At 67.1% G+C, this 18,378-nt stretch carries 4 protein-coding genes; 2 read left to right on the top strand and 2 right to left on the bottom strand.

What is annotated here, in order from left to right; all coding sequences use genetic code 11:
* The first annotated feature begins 25 nt into the window (after positions 1-25).
* Entirely contained in the window at positions 26-2,173 is a 2,148-nt protein-coding gene (locus tag ELS24_RS14820) for a TonB-dependent siderophore receptor (protein WP_127184573.1), read from the top strand.
* On the top strand, positions 2,173-3,138 hold the full coding sequence (locus ELS24_RS14815) for an alpha/beta hydrolase (protein ID WP_240669555.1): 966 nt from the start codon (positions 2,173-2,175) through the stop codon (positions 3,136-3,138). Before ELS24_RS14820 ends, ELS24_RS14815 begins: the two co-directional genes overlap by 1 nt.
* A 79-nt stretch (positions 3,139-3,217) precedes the next feature.
* Here ELS24_RS14815 and ELS24_RS14810 read toward each other — a convergent pair whose 3' ends face one another.
* The gene (locus ELS24_RS14810) at positions 3,218-16,813 is read right to left on the bottom strand and encodes an amino acid adenylation domain-containing protein (RefSeq protein ID WP_127184572.1); all 13,596 of its coding nucleotides are present in this window, start codon (positions 16,811-16,813) and stop codon (positions 3,218-3,220) included.
* 36 nt (positions 16,814-16,849) lie between these two features.
* Positions 16,850-18,373 (bottom strand): condensation domain-containing protein, encoded by a 1,524-nt coding sequence (locus ELS24_RS14805; RefSeq protein WP_127184571.1) that lies wholly within the window; start codon positions 18,371-18,373, stop codon positions 16,850-16,852.
* Positions 18,374-18,378: the final 5 nt, after the last annotated feature.

The following is an 18,378-nucleotide window of genomic DNA, read 5'->3' as shown; positions in this document are numbered from 1 at the left end:
CGTGCCCGACATTGCACAGAAGACCATGAAAACACCTCGCATCACACCGCGCGCGCGCGCGCTCCGCCAACTGCGCTATCCCCTGCTGCTGGGGCTGGCCATCGGCGCGCCGGCCCAGGCGCAACAGGCTTCCGACAGCACCACGCCCACCCTCCCCGCCATCAACGTCCGCGCTGACGCGCCGGACGCTGCCACCGGCCCGGTGAACGGGTATGTGGCAAGAGAAACACTGACGGGCAGCAAGACGCCGACCGCGCTGCGGGAGATTCCGCAGTCCGTCTCGGTGGTGGGCGCACAAGAGATGCTGGACCGTGGCGTGCAGACGGTGTCGCAAGCAATTCAATATGTGCCCGGCGTACAGATCAGCAACTTCGGCGGCGCCGAGGTTCGCAATGACTGGATCGTGCTGCGCGGCTTTGACGCCAAGATCACGGGCGATTTCCGCGACGGCCTCAGCCAAATACCGTACGACCAGATCCGCGCGCGCACCGATCCGTACGCGCTGGAACGCGTGGAGGTCATCCGTGGCCCGTCGTCCGTGCTGTACGGCCAGATCGCCCCGGGCGGATTGGTCAACCGTGTCACCAAGCGCCCCACCGCTGAGTCTTTTGGTGAAGTCGTCCTGCAGGGCGGCAACTTCGACCGGCGCCAGGCCGCGGTCGACTTCGGCGGGCCGATCGATGAAGAAGGCAAGTACCTGTACCGCCTGACCGGGATCCTTCGCAACGGCGGCACGCAGGTCAAGTACGACAGCGATCATCGCTACCCCGACGACCTGGGCTACATCGCGCCGGCGTTCACGTGGCGGCCAAATTCCGACACCAGCTTCACGCTGCTGACAAGCTACCAGCATGACCAGACCGATGGAGAATCCCGCCCGGTCTACCCGACGCACGTACCCGTGGGCGACTACGGCTTCAACAAGTACGACCGCAAGCAATACGCCATCGGCTACCTGCTTGAACACCGTGTCAACAACGCGCTGACGCTTCGCCAGAATGCCCGCTACCAGCACGGCAAGCTGGACCAGCGCGACCTCTACAACCTGCGCCTGCTGGCCGACGGCCACACCATCAGCCGCTATGCCCTGGTGTCCAAGGAAAGCATGGATGGCGTCGTCATCGACACCCAGGCTGAATACAAATTCAACCTGGGTCGTGTCTCGCACACGGTGCTGGCGGGCCTGGACTACAAGTTCCAGGACGGTCAGCAATGGTATCGCCAGGGCCTTGCGCCGAATCTGGATCTGGACAACCCGGTCTACGACCAGGACATCCCCTACCCGTCCGCCGCCAACACCATCATCGACCAGAAGGATGTGAACCGGCAGTTGGGCGTGTACCTGCAGGACCAGATCAGGGTTGACAAGGTCGTGGTAACGCTGGGCGCGCGCCAGGATTGGGCGCGCAGCTCCAGCAACAACCGGCTGACCGACAACACCGTGCGCCAGCAGGACACCGCCTTCACCGGGCGCATGGGGCTGGCCTACCTGTTCGACTCGGGCATCACGCCCTACGTGAGCTATTCCACGTCGTTCCTGCCGCAAAGCGGCGTCAGCATGGACAGCACGCCGTTCAAGCCCACCAAGGGCGAGCAGTACGAGTTCGGCATCAAGTACCAGCCGCCGGGCTCGAACAGCCTGGTCGCGCTGTCGGTGTTTGACCTGACGCAACGCAATGCGCTCACGCCCGACCCGCGCAACACGAACTTCAGCGTGCAGACGGGCGAGATCGAGTCGCGTGGCATCGAATTGGAAGGCAAGGCCAATCTGATGCGCGGGCTGGATGTGGTGGCGTCGTATACCTTGAATGACGTGAAGGTGAACAAGAGCAACAACCCGGCCGAAGTGGGCAACACGCCCATCGTCACGCCGCGCCACATGGCCTCTGCCTGGGTCAACTACACGTTGCCCGACACCGTGCTGCAAGGGCTGGGCATGGGAGTCGGCGTGCGCTACCTGGGCAAGACCTACGCCGACGTCGCCAACACCATCGAGAACGGCTCGTCGTTCATGGTCGATGCCGGCCTGCACTACCAACTGCGCAACTGGCGCTTCGCCGTCGACGCGACGAACCTGTTCAACAAGGAAACGGTGGTCTGCCGCAACAACACGGTGAACTGCCGCTACGGCCTGGAACGCACGGTGATCGCCTCGGTGGCGTACCGCTGGTGATGATGGGCGCGCCGCATCCCGAGCTGGCCGCCTTTCTGGACCTGGTGGCGGCGGCCGGCAACCCGCCCATGCACGAGGTCGGCATCGCGCAGGCGCGCGCGGACTATGACGCGGCCACGCCAATGCTGGACGCGCCGGGCGACCCGCGTGTCTTGGCGCAAGACTTCGCGGTGCCCACCCGGGACGGCGCACGCCTGCCCGCGCGCCTGTACCGGCCCGGCGCGGCGGGCAGCTCCGACTTGCCGCTTTTGCTGTTCTTGCATGGCGGCGGTTATTGCCTGGGTGGCCTGGAATCCCACGATTCCCTGTGCCGCGATCTGGCGGCGCTGACGCCCTGCGCGGTGCTGGCGCTGGATTACCGGCGCGCGCCAGAGCACCGCTTTCCGACCGCCTACCTGGACGCGCTGGATGCCTGGACGTGGCTGCTGGGGCCTGACGCGCCGCTAGGCTGGCGGCCCGGCCGCCTTGCCGTGGGCGGAGACAGTGTCGGCGGCTCGCTCGCCGCCGCCTTGAGTCTGCATGCGCGCGACGCCGGTGGCGTGGCGCCGCTGTTGCAACTGCTGTTGTATCCGTGCACCAGCGCCAGCAACGACTTCTCGTCCAAACAGCGCTATGCCACCGGCCATCTGCTTGAGGCCGCGACGTTGGACTGGATGTTCGCCAACGCCCTGAGCCGCCCCGAAGAGGCAGACGATTGGCGCTTTGCGCCGCTGGCGCACCCCGACCTGCGCGGTGTGGCGCCCGCCCATATTGCGTTGGCCGAATGCGACCTGCTGGTCGACGAGGGCACGGCGTACGCGCGCAGGCTGCAACAGGCGGGCGTTGCGACGCGCCTGGATATCTATCCGGGCATGGTGCATGACTTCGCACGGCTGGGGAACATCGTCGAACAAACGGCCGTCCTGCGCGCTGATCTGGCCCGCGCGCTGGCTGCCGCCTTCGAGCAGGCAGCCCTCGGCGCCTGATCGCCCGAACCGTTCCGGCGTTCTGGACACGCCATCCCCAAAGGGGTCACGGCCGCAACAACGGCCGTGACCCCTTTCTTCATACAGCGATTGCCATGTCCAGCGCCGACAGATGGGCCAACATCTGATCCAGCATGCGCGCATCGCGGATGATGCCGTAGTGGTCGGTGTCGATGTCCTGGCTATCGAGCGCCGCTTGGCCCAACTGCGCGGCCAGTGTCTGCCGTTGCACGCCGTCGCGTGCCGGCGTCCACCAGCAGCGCGCCGGCGCCCGCACCGCATCCACCGTCGCCGTCTGCAACGACAAGGCTTGCAATGCGCGCGCCACTAGGAAGATGCGCGCCAGCTCGGCCGCGCCCATGCCGGCATAACCTTGCAAGGAGTCCGCCGTGGCCAGATATTGCTCAAGACGCGCCTGGACGGCCGCCAACGAGATCGGCTCGTCGGGATGGCCGGCGGCAGGCGCTACGGCGCTCTCGGGCGACACCTGCGCGCCGGGCGCGACCACCGCCGTAAAGTGGCGCAGGTCGTCGCGCCAATCCCGCAGCGCGTCCGTGCCGATACCCGGCACATAAGGATCGATCAGCCCCACATACGCCACCTGCTGCCCCTGCGCTTCCAGGCGCGCGGCGACCAGCGCGGCCAGCGTGCCGCCCAAGGACCAGCCGACCAGATGATACGGCCCCTGGTCCTGCAATGCCTGGATCTGCGCGCAGTAATCGTCTGCCATGCGTTCCAGCGACACATCGCGATGCGCCGGATCGTGGAGCATGCGGCACGGCAGCCCATAGACCGGCCGCACGCCGTTCAGGCGCCGTGCCAACGGTTGATAGTCGAACAAGGTTCCCATGCCGGCATGGACGCAGAACAATGGCGCGCCCGCGCCCTGCCCGCCATTCAGCGGTGTGGGCAGGGACAGCGTCGCCGGTTCGGCGGTATGCAAGCGCAGCAGTTGGCCAATGCTGGGCCGCTGCATCAGGTCGCGTAGCGTGAAGCTCAGCTCGGGATGGCGCAACGCCCGCACCCGCGCCAGCACCTTCAGGCTAAGCAGGGAATCGCCGCCCAGCTCGAAGAAGTTGTCGGTCTGGCCCACCCGGTCCACGCCAAGCACGTCCTGCCAGATGCTCGCCAGCACGCGCGCCGGCTCGGTCGAGGGCGCCACGAAGTCGCGTTGCATGCCCGCCTGTGGCGCGGGCAAGGCGGCGCGGTCCAGTTTGCCGCTGATCAGGCGCGGCAAGGCGGTCAGCACGCTGAACGACGCCGGCACCATGTAGTCGGGCAGTTGCGCGGCCAACTGGCTACGCAGTTCGGCCGCGAGGCCTGCGCCCTCGCCCGCCGCCGGCACAACATAGGCCGCCAACTTTTTGCCGCCCGCGTCTTCGTGCACCAGCACCGCGGCTTCCGCCACGCTGTCCAACGCCAGGATGCGCGCTTCGATTTCGCCCAGCTCGATCCGGAATCCGCGGATTTTCACCTGATGATCGCCACGTCCCGCGTATTCGATATTGCCATCGCCCATCCAGCGCACGATGTCGCCACTGCGGTACATGCGCGTGCCGGGTTCGCCAAACGGGTTCGCCACATAGCGATCCGCCGTCAGCCCTGGCCGGCCCAGATAGCCCCGCGCCACGCCGTAACCGCCGATGTAAAGCTCGCCAAGGTGGCCGACAGGCACTTGTTGCAGATCGCCATCCAGCACGTAGACGGCGCGCGCACCCACTGGCTTGCCGATCGGCGCATAGGCGCAGTCGAAACTTGCGTTGGCGGGCGTCTTCCAGATCAAGGGCGTCACCACGGTTTCCGTGGGGCCATAGCCATTGATCAGCCAGTTGGGCCGCAGATTCAGCCGCACGCGCTCGTAAGCCGCGCGTGGCATGGCTTCGCCGCCGAACACGTACAAATCGACCGGCGGCGCATCGCCTTGCACGGCCGCCCATTCCGCCATCTGGTTCAGATATGCCGGCGGAAAGGCGGCATGACTTGTCTGGTGCCGCCGCAGCGCGTCCAGCGCCTGCTCTGCCGTCCACAAGTCCGGGCCACGCACCGCCAGTTCGGCGCCCGTGGTCAACGCGGTCAACCAGCGTTCATGCGCGCCATCGAACGAGAACGACATGAACAGAAGCTCGTGCGAATCGGGCGTCAGGCCGTAGATGCGCGCCGTCGCCCGGCAATGCATGGCTAGCGGGCCGTGCGTGACGGCTACGCCCTTGGGCTTGCCCGTTGACCCCGATGTGTAGATGACGTACGCCATGTTGTCGGGCGACAGCGCCACGTGGGGGGCTAGCGGCGGTTCGTCCGCCACGGCGGCCGCCTCGTAGGCCAGCGTCTGTACGCCCGCGCGGCGCGGCAGATGGCCGGGGGGCTCGGCGCCGGTGATCACCAGCGACATGCCGCTGTCATCGATCACATAGGCCAGCCGTTCGGCCGGATGCTGCAGGTCCAACGGCACATACGCGCCGCCTGCCTTGAGCACGGCCAGGAAGGCCACCACGGTATCCAGTGACCGCGGCATCGCCACGCCCACCCGCGACTCGGGCCGCACGCCAAGGCGGACCAGGCGCTGGGCCAGACGGTTGGCGAGCAGGTCCAATTCCGCATAGCGCATGCGCGCCTCGCCCAGCGCCAGCGCGCATGCCTGCCCACGGGCCAGCGCATGTGCGCCGATCTGCTCATGCACAAAGCCGTGCCGGCCCGCCGCGATAGCGGGTTGATCCGGGTCCACGGACCACTGGTCCAAGGCCGTTTGCCGTGCGGCGTCCAACCAGGTCAGCTCGCCCACCGGGCGCGATGGCGCCGCCTGCATTTGCGCCAGCACATGTTCCAGTTGTGCGCGTAGACCCTCTGCCATCGCATCGCCAAGCGCGGCGCGCGCGTAGCAATACTCGATCTCCAATTCCTGATTCGCCACAACCTGCAAGTCCATGACGTAACCCGTCAGCCCAGACCCCGCCACCGGGCCGAAGCGCAGGCCATAGCGTTCATTGCGCTTGAGGGTCTCGTCGACCGGGTAGTTCTCGAACACCACGATGCTGTCGAACAAGGGACGGCCCGACGACCCCGCCCAGCGCTGGATATCCGACAGCGCGGCATGCTCCTGTTCGCGCAGGCGCAGATTGGTCCGCTGCAAGGCCTGTAGATACGCGGACACCGTTTGCGCGGGGTTCCGGCTGACGGGCACGGGCAGCGTGTTGATGAAGAGGCCCAGAATGTCCTCGACGCCCGCCAGCGTGGCGGGACGGCCGGCAACGGTTGCGCCGAACACCACCGTGTCCTGCTGCGTGTAGCGCTGCAACACGATGCCCCACGCTGCCTGGATGACGGTGTTCAGCGTGACGCGCTGCGCTTGCGCCAAGGCGCGCAACGCCTGCGTGGCGGTGGCGTTCAGGCGCGTGTAGATCTTTGCGTACGGGGTTGTCGCGGGGCCGTCTCCGGTCTCGACGCGCACATCGGGCGCGACGATACTTTCCGCCGCCCGCGCCAGCAGCGTCGGGCCATCAAGCGCGGCCAACTCGGTTTTCCAGAAGTGCTCGCTAACAGCGCGGTCTTGCTCGCCAAGCCAACGGGCATAGTCGCCATAGCCGGGGCCCGCCGTCGGCAGCGACTCGCCGCCGTAGGTCCGCAGCCATTCACCGATCAAGCGCGACGCGCTCCATCCGTCCAGCAGCAGATGGTGATAGGTCCATATCAGCTGATAGCCGTCAGGCCCCAGCCGGATCAATACCACCCGCGCCAAGCGCGCTTGCGCAAAGTCCATCTGGCGCGCCAGTTCAGCGGCCGCATAGGCGTCGGCATCACCGGCGGCCAGTGGGTCGCGCCAATCTTCACGGATGATGTCGGGGTGCGCCGCTTTCAGCACCGCCTGCAAGGGGCGCTTCATGCCCGCGCGCCACAGGAATGCCGTGCGCAGCACCGGGTGGCGCGCCACCATGGCCCGCCACGCATCGGCCAACCGATCACCGTCCACACCGTCGATACGCACGCTCAACTGGTTCACATAGAGCCCCGTTCCTGGCGCCTCCAGCGTATGGAACAGCATCCCTTCCTGCGTGGGCGACAGCGGGTACACGTCTTCGACGTCGGCGGCATCCCAGCCCAGCTCGGCAATCGGTGGCGCATCTGGGTAGTCGGCCAGTGACTGCGTTGTGCGGTGACGCAGCGCGTTGTGCGGCAAAACGTCCTGCATCTGCGCAGCTACGGCGGCCAGATCGGCCACGGTCTGCCGCTCGAACACCTGGCGCGGCGTGATCTGCCACCCCGCCTGGCGCAAGCGCGCCACGATTTGCAGGCTGAGTATCGAGTCGCCGCCTAGTTCAAAGAAGTTGTCGTGACGGCCCACCCGCGGCGCGCCCAGTGCTTGCGACCAGATGGCGGCAAGGGCAGTTTCGACCGCGCCCTCGGGCACTTCGTAACCCTGGCTGGCGGCGAACTCTGCCTTGGGCAAGGCCTTGCGATCCAGCTTGCCGTTGGCGTTGACCGGCAGAGCATCCAATGTGACGAAGGCTGCGGGCACCATGTAATCGGGCAATGCTGCCGACAATGCGCTTCGCAGCGCGGCGGTATCCACTGCCGCCGGTGCGACATACGCGACCAGCCGCGCGCCCGATGGACCGTCCTGCGCCAGCACCGCCGCTTGTTCCACATCCGGCTGTGACAAGAGAGCGGCCTCGATTTCACCCAATTCAATCCGCAGGCCACGGATCTTCACCTGATGATCCAGGCGGCCCAGATACTCCAACTGCCCCTCCCGCATCCAGCGCACCAGATCACCCGTGCGATACAGCCTGCCGCCCTGCCCGTCCGGGTCGGCGATGAAGCGGTCGGCGGTCAGGCCCGGGCGGTTCAGATACCCGCGCGCCAAACCCACCCCGCCCAGATACAACTCACCCGGTACACCGATGGGCACGGGGTTCAACTGCGCGTCCAGTACCCGGGCATGAATGCCAGCGATGGGATAGCCGATGGGCACCACACCGCTGCCATCGTCGGCGCAGGTCCAGTGCGTGACGTCGATCGCCGCTTCCGTCGGGCCGTACAGGTTGTACATCCCGGCCTGCGGCAACAACGCCAGGCAACGCGCCTGCAAGTCCGCGCCCAGCGCTTCGCCGCTGCACACGATACGGCGCAGCGTCGCGCATGCATCCGCGCCCACCTGTTCGGCATGGCTGATGAAGGCGTGCAGCATCGAGGGCACAAAATGCAGCGTAGTGACGCCTTGTTCGCGTATCAGCGCGGAAAGGCGCGCCGGATCTCGATGATCACCCGGGCCTGCCAACGCCAGCCGCGCGCCGGTCATCAAGGGCCAGAAGAATTCCCACACCGATACATCAAAGCTGAACGGGGTCTTTTGCAGTACCACATCATCTGCCGTCAAACCATAGGCCTGCTGCATCCACGCCAAGCGGTTGATCAGGGCGATATGCCGGTTGGCCGCACCCTTGGGCTTGCCGGTGGAGCCCGAGGTGTAGATAACGTAGGCAAGGTTCTCGGGGTGTTGCGGCGAATCGGGCGGCGTGACCGGCTCGGACGAAACGTCCACCTGGTCCAAAGCCAGCAGCGTCGTCGTCGAGGACAGCTTGCCCATCCGTGCCGCCAAACCGGACTGCGTCAGCAGCAGCGACACGCCGCTGTCTTGCAGCATGTACGCCAGCCGATCATCCGGATAGTCCGGGTCCAGCGGCACATAGGCCGCACCCGCCTTCAACACCGCCAACAGCGCCACCACCAGTTCCAGCGATCGTTCGGCAGCAATCCCCACGCACTGCTCGGCCCCTACCCCCATGCGCTGCAAGCGATGCGCCAACTGGTTCGCGCGGCGGTCCAGTTCGCCATACGTCAGCGACGCATCAAGGCACGTCACCGCCACACGATCCGGCCAAAGGCCCGCCTGTCGTTCAAACTGGCGATACACCGGCAAGGCGCCAAATTCCGCCGTCACTTCGTCGGCCAGTGGCTCCCCGCTTTCCCATTGGGACAGCAAGCGCAGCTCGTCTGCCGGCAAAATCCGAACGCCTGCGACGGGTTCGGCCGGTGCTTGCATCAGTTGGTGCAAGGCCAGGCTCATGCGCTCGGCCAGGCGATCAATGGTGGACCGGGTGAATTGCGCCTGGTCGTAAGTGAAGCGCAGTTCCAGCGTGTCGCGGATCGCCACCACCAGCGACAGCGCGTAGCTGGCCTGGTCGCGATGCGTCAAACCGACAAATCGCAGGCCGGCGGGCGCGCCGGCTTGCAAGGCGGCGTCGACCGGATAGTTCTCGAACACCAGCAAGGTATCGAACAGCGCCTGCCCGTTGGCGCCGGCCCAGCGCTGCACGTCGGCAAGCGGCGTGTGCTCCACCTCGCGCGACGCAACGTTCTGCGCCTGAAGCGTCCGCAGCCAATCGCCCACCGTGGCGGCTGCCGTCGTCGGCACCACAACCGGCAGCGTATTGATATACAGACCCAGCGTTTGCTGCGCGCCCGGCAGGCTGTCGGGCCGCCCCGAGCTTGTTGCGCCAAACGCCACCGTGCACTGCCCCGTCGCTTGCGCCAGCACCAGCGCCCATGCCGCTTGCACCACGGTGTTGACCGTAACGCGCTCGCGCCGCGCATAGGCCGCCAGGTCCTGACTGCGCGCCGCATCCCAAGAGGCCAGCACATCGGCATGACCCGTGCCTTGGGCCGCCCCGCCCGAAGCGGCAGCAAGCAGTGTGGGCGCGTCCAGCTCGCGTAGCGCCTGCTCCCAATAGCGTTGGGTCGCCAGGGCGTCACGCGTCGTCAACCACGCCAGAAAGTCGCGGTAACGGCCTGCGCCGCGCGGCACGGCTTGCCCCGCGTACGCACTTAGCACTTCACCCAGCAACTGCGACACGCTCCAACCGTCAAGCAGCAAATGGTGATGCGTCCATACCAAGTGATAGGCCGTTTCCGATATGCGCGCCAGTGTCAGGCGCAGCAGCGGCGGCAGGCTCAGGTCGAAACCGCGCCTCAAGTCGTCCTGTGCGATAGCGTCGAGCCTGGCCCGCAAGGCCGCTGGCTGCGCCGGACGCGCATCAATCACCGTATACGGCAGCGCCACGTCGCGCGCCACCCACTGTAGCGGTGCGCCCGCGCGTTGCAAGAAACCGGTGCGCAACACGTCGTGACGCGCCAGCGCCGACGCCCATGCGGACCGGAAGCGTTCCACGTCCAGCCCGTCGATGTCCACGCGCAACTGGTTCACGTAGGCCGGGACTTCGTCTTCGCCCGATGCCGCATCCCACACGCTGTGGAACAGCATGCCCGCCTGCATCGGCGTCACCGGGTAAAGGTCTTGCCATTGGTGTGCCGGCGCGGGAATGTCCAGCGCGCGCAGGCCCTCCCAAGTCAGGCCCGCCAACGGGAAGTCCGATGGCGTCACGCCGTGGACACCGCTGACGCAATGCGCCACCAGCACGCGCAAGGCCGCTTCGTACTGTTTGGCAAGCGCTTGCATGCGGGTGGAATCGTGACGCTTGCTGCTGTATCCCAACGAAATGCTTAGCTGGCCGTCGTGTACGTGGCCGTTAAAGGTCAATTCTTGGATCAGCTCGGCGGCTTCGTCCTGGCCTGCCCCGGGCGCTTCGGCGGCGATGCGCCAGTCGCCGTCGCCCGCGGTCACCGTGTCGAATTGGCCCAGGTAGTTGAACAGGACGGGCGCTTGCGGCTGGCCAGGCAAGGCATCGGTCAACACGCCATAACCCAAGCCTTGCGACGGCACGGCACGCAAGGTTTCTTTCACACGCATCAGCCGTTCGGCAGTGTCGCCTTGCGTGTCCAGCACCACCGGATACACGCTGGTGAACCAGCCCACCGTGCGTGACAGGTCCAGTTCGCCCGATGCGTCTTCGCGGCCATGGCCTTCAAGATCGATACGCACCTGCTTCAACCCGCCCCACTCGCCCAGCGCCTGTGCCAACGCGGCCAGCAGCAAGTCGTTGACCTGCGTGCGGTACGCGGCAGGCGCGTCCTTAAGCAGCGCTTGGGTCGTGGCGCGGTCCAGCGCCAGCGCCACGCGTTGCTGGTCGCCGACGCGGTTCGAACCCTGCGCGTCGTCGCACGGCAAGGCGTCGCCGGGCGGCAACGCGCGCCAGTAATCCAGTTCAGGCTCATACGACGTGCGTGCGGCTTCGATGCGACGCGCCCATGCGCCGTAACTCGCTGAACGCGCGGGCAAGGTGATCGCGCCGCCCGCCAGCGCTTGCGTGTAGGCCAGTTGCAAATCTGCCAGCAACACGCGCCAAGATACGCCGTCCACGGCCAGATGGTGGATGACCAGCAGCACGCGCGACGTACCATCGGCCACCTGCATCAGCACGGCGCGCAGCAAGGGGCCGTGCTCGATATCCAGGCTGCGCTGCGCGGCATCGCACTGCGCCTCGATGTCGGTCACATCGCTGCGTTGCCACAGCAGGCCCGCCATGTCGGGGCTGGCCTCATAGCGCTGGCGCCACGCGCCGCCTTCGCGCGTGAAGCGCAGACGCAACGCATCGTGTTGCGCGACCACCGCCTGCAAGGCGGCGGACAACGCTTGCGCATCGACAGGCGCGTCGCCATGCAGCAGCACGGCCTGGTTCCAATGGTTGTGGGACGCCAGCGGCAACGCCAGGAACGCCGCCTGAATGGGCAACAGCGGCACGTCGCCGACGGCCTCGTCGGTATGGTCTTGCGCCAGCGCGGCTACCGCCACGCTGGCCAGATCGGCCACGGTCTGCCGCTCGAACACCTGGCGCGGCGTGATCTGCCACCCTGCCTGGCGCAAGCGCGCCACGATTTGCAGGCTGAGTATCGAGTCGCCACCCAGTTCAAAGAAGTTGTCGTGACGGCCCACCCGCGCCGCGCCCAAGACTTGCGACCAGATGGCGGCAAGGGCAGATTCGACCGCGCCTTCGGGCGACGCGTAGCCTTGGCTGGCGGCGAACTCTGCCTTCGGCAAGGCCTTGCGATCCAGCTTGCCGTTGGCGTTGACCGGCAAAGCCTCCAATGTAACGAACGCGGCGGGCACCATGTAGTCGGGCAATGCTGCCGACAATGCGACCCGCAGCGCGGCGGTATCCACTGCCGCCGGTGCGACATACGCGACCAGCCTTGCGCCCGATGGACCGTCCTGCGCCAGCACCGCCGCTTGTTCGACGCCCGGTTGGGACACCAAACTGGCTTCGATCTCGCCCAGTTCGATACGGAACCCGCGTATCTTCACCTGCTGGTCGATCCGGCCCAGGTATTCAAGCTGGCCGTCCTGCGTCCAACGCACCAGATCGCCCGTGCGATACAGGCGTTGGCCACTTCCCTGCGGGTCGGCGATGAAGCGCTCGGCCGTCAGACCCGGCCGATTCAGGTAGCCGCGCGCCAAGCCCGCGCCGCTGACGTGCAGCTCACCGGGCACGCCGACCGGCGCCAGGTTGAGTTCGCTATCCAGCACATGCAACGCCAGGTCGGGGATGCGCGTGCCGATGGGGCTACCGCCTGCCGCCAGGTCGGCCCTGGTCAGACGGCGATACGTGACGTGCACCGTCGTTTCGGTAATGCCATACATGTTGACCAGTGCGGGCGACTGGTCGCCGAAGTGGTCGAACCAACGTTGCAGCTTGCGCGGCTCCAGGGCCTCGCCGCCGAAAATCACCTGCCGTAACGCGAGCGAGGACGTAGCGACGCCCGACGCATCGACGCCCGACGTATCGACGCGCGACTGATACAACGCCGGCACCTGCATCAATTGCAAGAACGCCGAAGGTGTCTGGTTCAGCACGGTCACCCGTTCGCGGCGCAGCAGCGCAAGGAATGCCTCGGGGTCCCGGCTGATTGCATGGGGTACCACCACCAGCCGGCCACCGGTGCATAGCGCGCCAAACACCTCCCAGACCGAGAAGTCGAACGCGTAGGAATGGAACAGCGTCCACACGTCGTTCGCATCAAAGGCAAACCAGTCCGACGTCTGCGACAGCAACCGGCACACCTGGTGGTGGCACAGTTGCGCACCCTTGGGCCGGCCCGTCGAGCCAGAGGTGTAGATCACATAGGCCAGATGCGCCGGGTGCGTCCGGCTGGCGGGGTTGTGCGCCGGGCTGTTGTCCAACGCCAGCGCGTCCAGGTTCAGCACCACGACATCGGGCAACGCCGCCGCCAGCCACGGCAGGCGGTCGTGCTGAGCGGATTCGGTCAGCACCACCGACACGCCGCTGTCCTCGGCCATGAAGCGCAGCCGGTCTTCCGGATACTCGGGGTCCAGCGGCACGTAAGCGCCGCCCGCCTTCAACACCGCGACCATGGCAATCACCATGTCGGCGGATCGCGCCAGCGCAATGCCCACCTTGGCCTCCGGGCGCACACCCGTGGCGATCAGCCGATGCGCCAATTGGTTGGCGCGCGCGTTGAATTCACCGTAGGTCAGCGTTTGGCCGTCCATCGTCAGGGCCGGCGCATCCGGGCGCGCGCGTGCCGCCGCTTCGATCAAACCGTGGATCGTGGCCTGCCCAAAGGCCTCGTCGACCGCCGAGCGTGCGAGCGGCGCGCCGCTCCAGGCGCGCAGGCTGGCGCACTCGCGCGGCGACAACAAGGCAACGCGGTCCACCCGCTGCGAGGGCTCGCTCACCAGCGCCTGTAGCGCCGCGGCGTAATGCCCGGCCAATTGGGACATGGTGCGCGCATCGAACAGTTCTTGCGCGTACAGCAACGTCACCTGTATGCGGCCGTCGGCCAACTCGGCCGTATTGCAACTGAGTTCGAACTGCGCGGCCTGTTCGCCCAAGGCGTAATCCGAGGCGCGCAAGCCCGGCAGCGCCTGCAAGCCGCGATAGTCCGGGCGCTGGTGGTTGAACAGCACCTGGAACAACGGGGAATGGCCGTCGCGCTCGGGTTGCAAGGCGTCAACCAGTTGTTCGAAAGGCAGATCTTGATGCGCCTGGGCCTCGCGCGCCGCATCCCGCGCCTGCAATAGCAGACCGTCAAGTGTGACGCCCGGCGAGCAATCCCCGCGCAGCACTTGCGTGTTGACGAAGAACCCCACCACCCGGTCCGTGTTGCCACGATGGCGGTTCGCGATCGGTGTGCCAACGCGGATGTCGGTCTCGCCGCTGTAGCGATGCAATACCGCTTGGAACCCCGCCAGCAGCGCCGCAAACAGCGTGGCCTGCCGGGCCTGGGCGCTGGCGCGCAGCTCGCGCGCCGCCTGCTCCGTCAGATAGAAGGTATGGCGCGCCGCCTGATACCGCGCTCCCGGTCGGCGCACGCCATCGGCGGGCAGCTCAAGCACGGGTTGCGCGCCGCCCAGCCGCTGTACCCAATGCGCGCGCTGCCGCGCCCCTTCACCGTCGGCCAGCCAGCGCCGCTGCCACGCCGCGTAATCCGCGTACGTGATGGGCAGCTCCGCCAAGGCCGCCGTCCGCTTGTCGACATAAGCGCGATACAGCTCTGTGAACTCGTCCACGATGATCTGCATTGACCAGCCGTCGGACACAATGTGGTGCATCACCACTACCAGCACATGATCGTCGTCGGCTTGCCGGATCAAGCCCAGCCGCAGCAAGGGGCCGGTTTCCAGGTCGAACGGCGTGCATATCCACGCCTGCGCGCACGCCAGCGCGTCCACCGGCGTGTGCGCGTCATGCGTCAGCCACTGAACGGGCGCTGGGTCAGCCACCATTGCCCGCGCCTGCCCGTCGTCGGTCGCCACAAAGCGCGTGCGCAGGCTGGCATGACGCCGCACCAGTTCGTGGAACGCCGCGTTCAGCGCATCGTGGTCCAGCGTGCCACGCAAATGCAGCGCACCGGTCACATGGTATGCCGTGCTGTCCGGCTCCATGCGCCACAGGAACCACTGGCGCTGTTGCGCATGCGACAGCACGCCAGCGGTGCCGGCGGCGGCCCCCGCGACGGGTTCATCCGCCAGCGCATCCCTGGGCGCGGCAACCGTGGCCGGCAACCCCTCGGACGGGACTGCCGTCCCCGTAGCCGTCGACACATCCGGCGCATCCGACGCATCCACGGGCGGGCTGATCGCCGCCGCCAACGCCTGTAGCGTCTGATGGTCAAAGAGCTGGCGCGGCTTGATGGCCAGCTTCTGCCGCCGAGCCCGCGCCATCACTTTCAGGCTCAGGATGGAGTCGCCGCCCAGCTCAAAGAAATTGTCCGTGCGCCCGATTTCGGCCACGCCCAGCACCTCGGACCAGATCGCCGCCAGTGCGGTTTCAACGGGACCAACGGGCGCGTCCGCCGCCGTATCGCGGGCCGCTTCCAGCGCCTGCGGGGCCGGCAACGCGCGGCGGTCGACCTTGCCGTTGGGGTTGAGCGGCAGCGCGTCCAGTTCGGTGAACGTCGCGGGAACCATGTAGTCGGGCAAGCATGCGGCAAGCCCGTCGCGCAGCGCGGCGCCGTCGATGGCCGCGCCATGCCTTGCAACGACGTAGGCGTGCAATTGCAGGCGGGTGGCCTCCGCATCCGCCTCGCCGCGCGCCACCACGGCGCAATCGGCCACGCCGGGCAGGCCGCGCAACACCACCGCGACCTCGCCGGGTTCGACGCGATAGCCGCGGATCTTTACCTGGTCATCCATGCGCCCCAGGAATACCAGGCTGCCGTCGTGGCCCTGCCGTACCCGGTCGCCCGTTCGATACATGCGCTGACCCGGCGCATAGGGGCTGGCCACGTAGCGGTCCGCCGTCAGGCCGGGGCGTCCCAGATAGCCTCGGGCAACGCCGTCGCCCGCCAGATAGAGCTCACCTTCGGCGCCGCGCGGCACCGGGTTCAGCCACGCGTCCAGCACGTAGGCCTGCATATTGGGTAGCGGCGCGCCGACCGGCAAGGCTTGCAGCGGGCCGAATTGCGCCTGCGCCGCCGCCTGCGTCAACGCGCCGACCGTGGTTTCCGTGGGACCGTAGTGGTTCACCACCCGGCATTGCGGCGCCAATGCCGCAACGCGGTCTAGCAACGCCCGCGAACTGGCCTCTCCCCCCAACACGAGCGTGTGGCGAGGCAGCACGTCGGCGGGGCGCGCCGCCTGCAACAAGGCTTGCAAGTGGCTAGGCACGATTTTCAGCACATCCACCTGATGGCGCGCCATGTAGGCGGCCAGGCCGTCAGGGTCGAACACGCAATCCTGCGTGACAAGGTGCAGCGTGCACCCGGTGCACAACGCACCGTATAGCGTCGTATGCCCCAAATCCGCGGACACCGTCGACACCATGGCCATGCTGCGGGCCGCACCGGGCAACGCCAAGCGGTGCAACATGCCCAGCACGTAATGAGTCAGGGCGCCCCGACTGACCACCACCCCCTTGGGCACACCGGTCGAACCCGACGTATAGATCACGTAAGCCGCCTGATCCGGATGCACGGGCGTCAAGGCCAGTGCCGGCACGGGCTGATCCGGCACAAGCGCCGCGCTGATTGGCAGGCGCGGGATCTCGGGCGCCCACGCCGTGTCCGCATCGCTCAGGATCAAGGCCGCCCCGCAGTCTTGCAGCAGATGCTTCAGGCGTTCCTCGGGCAAGGCTGGGTCCAGCGGCACATACGCACCGCCCGCGCGCAACACGGCCAGCATGGCAATCACGAAACTGATGCTGCGCGGCGCGTGGACCGCCACGCGCACATCCGCCGCCACGCCTCGTGCCTGCAATTGCGCAGCCAGGCGCTGCACGGCCTGTTCCAGGTCCGCGTGGCGTAATGCCCGCGCGTCCTCTTGCAAGGCGATGCCGTCCGGCTGCCGCGCCGCCGCGCGCGACTACAGCGCAAGCAGATCGCTGTCTTCCCACTGCACGGCCTCGCCGTCAATGCGGCTGGCGTCGTCCGGAAGGTCAAACCGCGCCATCGGCAAGTCCGGCTGCGCCGCGCCTTGCCGTAGCAACGCCGCGTAGGCCCGCGCCATCCGCTCAATGGTGTCGGCACTGAACACGTCTTCGGCATAGTCGAACTGGCAGCGGATCTCGTCGCGCCGGATCGTGAAGTCCAGGCTCAGGTCAAAGTGCGCATGGCGTGCCGCAGCGTCCACGCCCTGTATCTCCAGGTCCGCGAAGCGGCCGGGCACGGCGTCGGCCGAATCCGATTGTTCAGTGCATTTGACCTGGAACAGCGGGTTCAAACCGGGGGTGCGCTTGGACACGAGTTCGGACACCAGCAGGTCAAACGGGCAATCCTGGTTGGCCTGCGCATCCAGCAAGGTCGCGCGCACCGCGCCAACCAGCGCAGCCAGGCCCTGGCTGGCGTCCACGTGCGTACGCAACACGCTCATGTTCGTCAGGTAGCCGATCAGCCCGTGCGTTTCACGCCGAACCCGGTTGGCCAGCGGTGCGCCCACCACAATGTCGTCCTGCCCGCAGTAGCGCGCCAGCGTCAGCTTGAAGGCCGCCAACAGAACCATGAACACGGACGCGCCACCGCGCTGTGCCAAGGCCCGCGCGGATGCCGCCAGCTCTGCCGGCAAGGTCACGGTGTAGGTGCCTGCCGCGGCATCGCGCCGCGCCGGCCGGGGCCGATCCAACGGCAGCCGCAGTGGCTCCGGATCCTGGCCCAAGCGTTCGCGCCAATACTGCAACTGTTTAGGCAACTGGCCGGCCGCATACCATTCACGCTGCCACAGGGCGTAGTCGCCAAACTGGATGGGCAGCGGTGACAGTTCGGACGGTTGACCCCGGGTTTGCTCCGTATAGAGCGCGGCCAGCTCGCGCAGCAAGATTGCCTGCGACCAGCCGTCCGCCAGAATATGGTGCATCGTCAACGACAGCCAATGGGTATCGGCCGACAACGTGATCAACGTCACCCGCCACGCGGGCGCGCGCGCCAGGTCAAAGGGCCGCGTCGCGTCGTCTTGGCACAGGACGCGGGCCGCCGCAACGCGCGCGTCGCCATCCAGATGTTCCACGCTCTCGTGCCGCCATGCCGCAAACGCATCCGGCAATACCCGCTGCATCGGCGTGTCAGTTGCGTCGACCTCGAATACGCTGCGCAGCACGGCATGCCGCTCGGCAAGGGCCTGCGCCGCCCGGCGAAGCGCCTCGGGCTGCAAGGCGCCCCGCAAGGCCATCGCGCCCGCCATGTTGTAGGCCGACGACTCGGCCTCCATCCGCCACGTCAGCCACAAACCTTGCTGGGCGTACGACAGCGGATACGTCACCACATCCGGGAACGGCACGATGGGCAGACTGCCGGGGTCGATGCCTTGGGCAACCAGCTTGGCCAGCAAGGTCTGGCGCTGCTGCGCATCAAGCTTCGCGATGCGTTCGGCCAGCGTGCGGGGATCGATTGCCATGGTGC

This window comes from Achromobacter spanius, from assembly GCF_003994415.1.
In the GTDB taxonomy this organism is placed as follows: Bacteria; Pseudomonadota; Gammaproteobacteria; order Burkholderiales; family Burkholderiaceae_B; genus Achromobacter; species Achromobacter spanius_C.
The sequence above is the reverse complement of the archived record's forward strand: the minus strand, read 5'-3'. Positions and strand labels throughout refer to the sequence as shown.